The sequence below is a fragment of the Arthrobacter sp. 10T413_2 genome, from assembly GCF_056394205.1.
In genome coordinates this window covers 1-5,230 of the sequence record NZ_JBFTHK010000241.1, presented here as the reverse complement: position 1 = coordinate 5,230, position 5,230 = coordinate 1, and the positions used below count along the sequence as shown (strand labels likewise).

Annotated in this window: 6 protein-coding genes; 2 read left to right on the top strand and 4 right to left on the bottom strand. The window is 66.3% G+C overall.

Annotation, left to right across the window (positions count from 1 at the left end; translation table 11 throughout):
* Window positions 1-63: 63 nt before the first annotated feature.
* Both AC1DBQ_RS21515 and AC1DBQ_RS21510 read right to left on the bottom strand, forming a co-directional pair.
* Window positions 64-549 carry a GtrA family protein gene (locus AC1DBQ_RS21515; protein ID WP_476930449.1) on the bottom strand — a complete coding sequence of 162 codons (486 nt, stop codon included), beginning with the start codon at window positions 547-549 and terminating at the stop codon, window positions 64-66.
* A gap of 4 nt (window positions 550-553) precedes the next feature.
* Complete coding sequence (locus tag AC1DBQ_RS21510; RefSeq protein ID WP_476930448.1) at window positions 554-1,228, bottom strand: DUF1684 domain-containing protein; 675 nt, start codon at window positions 1,226-1,228, stop codon at window positions 554-556.
* Window positions 1,229-1,311: 83 nt separating this feature from the next.
* Here AC1DBQ_RS21510 and AC1DBQ_RS21505 point away from each other — a divergent pair, with 83 nt between their 5' ends.
* Together AC1DBQ_RS21505 and AC1DBQ_RS21500 are read left to right on the top strand one after the other, a co-directional pair.
* A complete protein-coding gene (locus AC1DBQ_RS21505; protein WP_476930447.1) occupies window positions 1,312-2,157 on the top strand; it encodes a hypothetical protein in 846 nt (281 codons plus the stop codon).
* Window positions 2,158-2,230: 73 nt separating this feature from the next.
* The gene (locus AC1DBQ_RS21500) at window positions 2,231-3,034 is read left to right on the top strand and encodes a transglutaminase-like domain-containing protein (protein WP_476930446.1); all 804 of its coding nucleotides are present in this window, start codon (window positions 2,231-2,233) and stop codon (window positions 3,032-3,034) included.
* Window positions 3,035-3,046: 12 nt separating this feature from the next.
* On the opposite strand, the gene AC1DBQ_RS21495 is transcribed toward AC1DBQ_RS21500, so the two are convergent.
* Together AC1DBQ_RS21495 and AC1DBQ_RS21490 are read right to left on the bottom strand one after the other, a co-directional pair.
* Window positions 3,047-3,508, bottom strand: a complete 462-nt coding sequence (locus AC1DBQ_RS21495; RefSeq protein ID WP_476930445.1) for a MarR family winged helix-turn-helix transcriptional regulator — start codon at window positions 3,506-3,508, stop codon at window positions 3,047-3,049.
* Window positions 3,508-4,644, bottom strand: a complete 1,137-nt coding sequence (locus tag AC1DBQ_RS21490) for an LLM class flavin-dependent oxidoreductase (protein ID WP_476930450.1) — start codon at window positions 4,642-4,644, stop codon at window positions 3,508-3,510. Before AC1DBQ_RS21490 ends, AC1DBQ_RS21495 begins: the two co-directional genes overlap by 1 nt.
* Window positions 4,645-5,230: the final 586 nt, after the last annotated feature.

The window sequence follows — 5,230 nt, the reverse complement described above, 5'->3', positions numbered from 1 at the left end:
GTTCCGGGGCGCCCGGAGCAGCCATAAGTGATAGCGCAACGGAGGTATTGAGCGGGGGTGACCCTAGCGGTGACGGGCGCGGCGGAAGATCCAGTGCCGCAGCATCGTGAACCGCACCGCGGTGGCGGCGAAGCCGGAGAGGGTAGTGGTCCAGAGCTCTTCGGCCACAGTGGCCTCGGGACGGACCCAGTGCAGGACGGCCAGGCTGCCGCCGGTGATCAGCAGCGCCACGAGGATCACGATCAGGCCGTTGAGGTGGTCGCGCTTCATCCGGCGGCGTTCGGTGATCTTGAATGTCAGGCGCCGGTTGAGTGCGGTGTTCATGAACGAGGTCAGGACCAGCGCCGTCGCGTTKGCCGGCTGGGCACCGAGCCAGGGCCGGGACAGGGCGTACAAGGCCAGGGACGTCAGCGTGCAGACAATGCCGACGCCCGTGAACCGGAGGAGCTGCCGGACCACGGGGTAGCGCAGGATTCCGCGGTGGCGCCGGGTGTTCGGCCCACGGACGACGCCGGGTGCGGKGGACTGCTGTTCGAGCTGGGACTCCATCCGCTCAGTACAGTTCGCCCACGGGGATGTCCACGGCCAGCCGGTTGGCCGGACCCGCAAGGGGACAGGCCCACGCTTCGTTGTAGGCGCACGAGGGGTTGTAGGCGAAATTGAAGTCCAGGATGAATTCGGCGTCGGCCCCGGAGCCCCGCACACCGTGGAAAGCGCMCTTGATGGTATCCAGCAGGTAGCGTCCCGCCCCGTAGCTGCCGCCCGGCTGACCGGCCGTGGCATCACGGAACGGCACGAAGATGCCGCCCCCGTAGCCCCGGAGCTTCCAGACCGCKAGCTGTCCCATCTCGGGAAGATCGAACGTGCCCAGCCGGACAAACCGCACCAGGCCGTCGGTCCCGGTCTCCACGTTCATTTCCCGGCCTGCGCCTTCCAGTGTCAGGGGAACATAGAACCGGTAGATCGGATCGTAGTCCGCTGTCTTCAATCCGCCGAAGCTGGCCTTGGCCTCCGCGGTCAGCGCCGACGCGGGGTGCGTGCCGAACATGCGGTCCCGCTCCTGGCGCCAGTAGGAATGGGCCTCCGCCGGGCTGTCGGCCGCGATCTTGCGCGTGGTGGCGTACAGGGCAAAGGTCCGCAGCCGCCAGTCCGCGATATCGAGCGCCGACATGCCTGCCGCATCGCCGTGCTCCCCAAAATGCGTTCCGTCAAAGTGCTGTTCGGCCATGCCCCCAGCGTATCCGCTTTCCCTGTGCCGTATTTCTGCCCCGGATCCCGGCGCCGGACCCGTACCCAAGCTACGCTGGCTCCATGACTGGGAGGGACCTCGCCCAAGGATCAGGCACCGCCAAAGGATCAGGCACCGCCAAAGGTTCAGGCACCGCCGGGACTCGGAACGCCGCGCTGCGCGCCGGCGTCGCGCTCGCRGTCGCGGCGGTGGCGCTCTCGGGCTGCAGCAGCGACGGCAAGKGGGCGCCCGTGTGGACGGCCGGCAGCAKCGCAACGGAAAGTACGACGTCGGCTCCCGCCCAGAGCCCGACGCCGTCCGCCAGCGTGTCCGCCACCCCGGGCTCCACGGCGTCGGCCTGGAAAGTCTTCACCGATCCGGCAAAGACCGTCAGTTTTGAGGTGCCGCAGGACTGGATTGTCCAGTCCGTTGCCCCCGACGCCGGCGCGCTCCCGGGCGCACTGAAAATCGAGGTCAAAGACGCCAAGGGCGCCTATCTGGCCACCCTCCAGACGGGGCTCGCGCCGCAGCCCGTCCCGGCCTGCTCGKACGGCGACGCGCGGAACTACGTTGTGGTCAGCAGCGTGCCCGTCGACCTGCCGCACCAGGGCGGCGAGGGGACCATCGATCCGCACGTCGTGTTCCGGGTCATCCAGGGCTACAAGTACTTCGGCTCCTACGGCATCACGAACGTGGTGGGCGGCGCCGGCGGCAAGAGCTGCGCGCTGCCGAACGTGGTCCGCGGCCCGGACGGCAAGGGCGACTATTCCTTTGCCGACCTGACGGTGCTCAAGCCGTTGGCTCCGGACCAGAAGGTCGCTCCGGCAAAGGCGTTCGACACCCTTGACCAGGCCGCCAAGTACGTCAACGACGGGTCCGAATTTGCCAACGTCCAGCGGATGCTAATGTCTCTGAAGATCAAAAACTAGTCCCGCACACCCGCACATCCCCGGGCCGTCGACGGCGACTTCACCCTGCCCTCACCTCACATCCCGGAGATACATGGAACGCACTGTAGCCGCCCGCCTGGCCTTCAAAACCGTCGCCGAGACCAAGGTGGCGCTCGCCGTGGCCGTGGCCCGGAACGCCGGGTACGACTCCCTGGAAGAGTCGCTGTCGGTGACCGCGGGCGGCGGGGAGGTGCCGCTGACGGAGCTCTCGGACCACMACGGCGGGCGGTTCCACTATATGGAATTCGCCGAACCCACGGACGTCCTGGTGGAGTACTCGGCCACGGTCACCGGTGTGGCCCTGCCCGAAGAACCGGGGCTCATGGAACTGATCCGGTATGTCCGGCCCAGCCGCTACGCGGAGTCTGACCGGCTGCTGCCCACAGCGTATGCCGAATTCGGCGGCCTTCAGGGCGAAGAGCTGCYCCACGCTGTCCGCAACTGGGTCTTCAGCGAACTGCGCTATGTCAGCGGGTCCTCGCGGGGGACCGACGGCGCCGTCGAAACGCTCCTGCACCGTCGCGGTGTCTGCCGGGACTTCGCCCACCTCGCCATTGCCCTGCTGCGGTCCAAGAACGTCCCGGCCCGGCTGGMGGCCGTGTATGCGCCGGGCCTGAGCCCGATGGACTTCCACGCGGTGKCCGAAGCACACATCAACGGTGCCTGGCACATCATCGACCCCACCGGCCTGGCACCGCGGGAAAGCATGCTGCGAATCACGGCCGGGCGCGATTCCTCGGACACAGCTTTCCTCTCCACGGTGGGCGGAAGCCTGTCCCTGCAGGACATCAAAGTCACGGCGATCGTGGATGTGCTGCCGGCGGAAGACCCGGCGAAGCTCGTCGCCATCCGGTAGCCACCCCGGGTGTCAGCGTGCGGCGGCCGAGGCGCGGAGCTTCTCCGTCAGCCGCAGCAGCTCCTGCTGTTCGGCCGCCGAGAGGGCCGGACCCACCAGGGCGGCGATGTCGCGGACGTGTTCCCGGCCGATCTGCTTCTGCAGGTCCCGTCCGGCATCGGTGAGCCGGATCAGGATGCCCCGGCCGTCGTCGGGGGCCGGCGTCCGTTCCACGAGGCCGCGCTTTTCGAGCCGCTCCACCAGCCGGCTCAGGCTCGACTGGCTCAGCAGGACGTGGTCGTTGAGCTCGTTCAGGCGCAGCCACCCGGAGGGGCAGCGGGAGAGCGTGAACAGGACATCGTATTCATTGAGGGCCAGGGCTTTGAACGCCGGCGCCGCTTGTAGCTTGCGCATCACCGCCACCTGGGCGCGGAAGAGCGATTCCCAGGTTTCCGCGGCCAGGCGCACCGGCGATTCTGTGGTCTTGGCGTGCATCACGCGTCCTGGCTGGTGGTCTCTGTCGCTGTCTCTGCCGCTGCGCCGTCGCCGGTGCCCGCGGCCAGCGCGGCGGCTACCCGGCCGGCGTGCGTGGGAGGCTCGGGGACATGCGCGGGCTTGAGTGCGGCGTATTCCCGGCGAAGCACCGGCAGGACCTCTTCGCCGAACAGRTCCAGCTGCTCCAGGACCGTCTTCAGCGGCAGGCCGGCGTGGTCGATCAGGAAGAGCTGGCGCTGGTAGTCGCCAAAGTATTCCCGGAACGTGAGGGTMTTCTCGATGACTTCCTGCGGGCTGCCGACCGTCAGGGGGGTCTGGGATGTGAAGTCTTCCAGCGACGGGCCATGGCCGTACACCGGGGCGTTGTCGAAGTAGGGACGGAACTCCTTGACGGCGTCCTGGGAGTTCTTCCGCATGAAGAACTGGCCGCCAAGGCCCACGATGGCCTGGTCCGCCTTGCCGTGGCCGTAGTGCTCGTAGCGCTCGCGGTACAGGCCGATCAGCTGCTGGTAGTGCTCCTTGGGCCAGAAGATGTTGTTGGCGAAAAAGCCGTCACCGTAGTAGGCGGCCACTTCGGCGATCTGCGGCGTACGGATGGAGCCGTGCCATACGAAGGGGGCGACGCCGTCGAGCGGGCGGGGCGTGGACGTGAAGTTCTGCAGCGGAGTGCGGTGCTTGCCGGACCAGTTGACGGTGTCCTCATCCCACAGGCGGCGCAGCAGGCTGTAGTTCTCGATCGCAAGTTCGATCCCGTCCTGGATGTTCTTGCCGAACCAGGGGTAGACGGGGGCAGTGTTGCCGCGGCCCAGCACCAGGTCAACCCGGCCGTCAGCCAGGTGCTGGAGCATCGCGAAGTCTTCGGCAATCTTGACCGGATCGTTGGTGGTGATCAGCGTAGTGGCGGTCGACAGGATGATGCGTTCTGTCTGGGCAGCGATGTAGGCAAGGGTGGTGGTGGGGGAGGAAGAGAAAAACGGACGGTTGTGGTGCTCGCCGATGGCATAGACATCCATGCCGATCTCTTCGACCTTCTTGGCGATCGCCACGGACGCCTTGATGCGCTCGTGCTCCGTGGGGGTGMGGCCCGTGGTGGGGTCGGTGGTGATGTCGCTGACGCTGAAGACGCCGATCTGCATGATGTGCCTTTCCATKGCCGGGGATCCGGGGACTGTTTCCACTATAACCGATTTACATGCATTTGCATGTATCGGTGGGTATAACGCCCGGAGCGGCCGGATATTCCCTTACCTTGCGGGTGCGGCCATCCTGGTTGCTGACACCCTGCTGCCACGAAGCCTGAGGCACCCTCGCCAACACCAACCCGGACTTGCTCAAGGACATGTCCGGAGGCCTGACGCCGCGACCGTGTCGGACGCCAAAGCCCGGCAGGGTTGATGCAACAACGCAAGGGCCGGACGTCCTTATTCGACATTGCCAGGCGCTGGCAGAATTATTGGATCTCCACCGAATCGGGTAGTMCACCGGCCGTTTGGGTGGAAAAAACAAGTACCTAATACTCAGGTGCTGAGAGCTGCCTGAGACTAGCCTAGGCATAGCAACACATTCGGGCAGACATTATCTGCCACGTTCACGTATGGAACTCCTCCATTGGTGAAAAAAATACGGGCTCCGTGGGAGCAGTGATCAGCATGCCGCAGATGTCGTGCTGCGTCCTTCCGTTGCCCGTCATCCKGGAGCCTGAGCTGAATCCACGCTCGGGTC

Excerpts from the sequence above, each read along its gene's own strand:
- AC1DBQ_RS21495 (WP_476930445.1), bottom strand. The coding sequence starts at position 3,508 with ATGCACGCCAAGACCACAGAATCGCCGGTGCGCCTGGCCGCGGAAACC.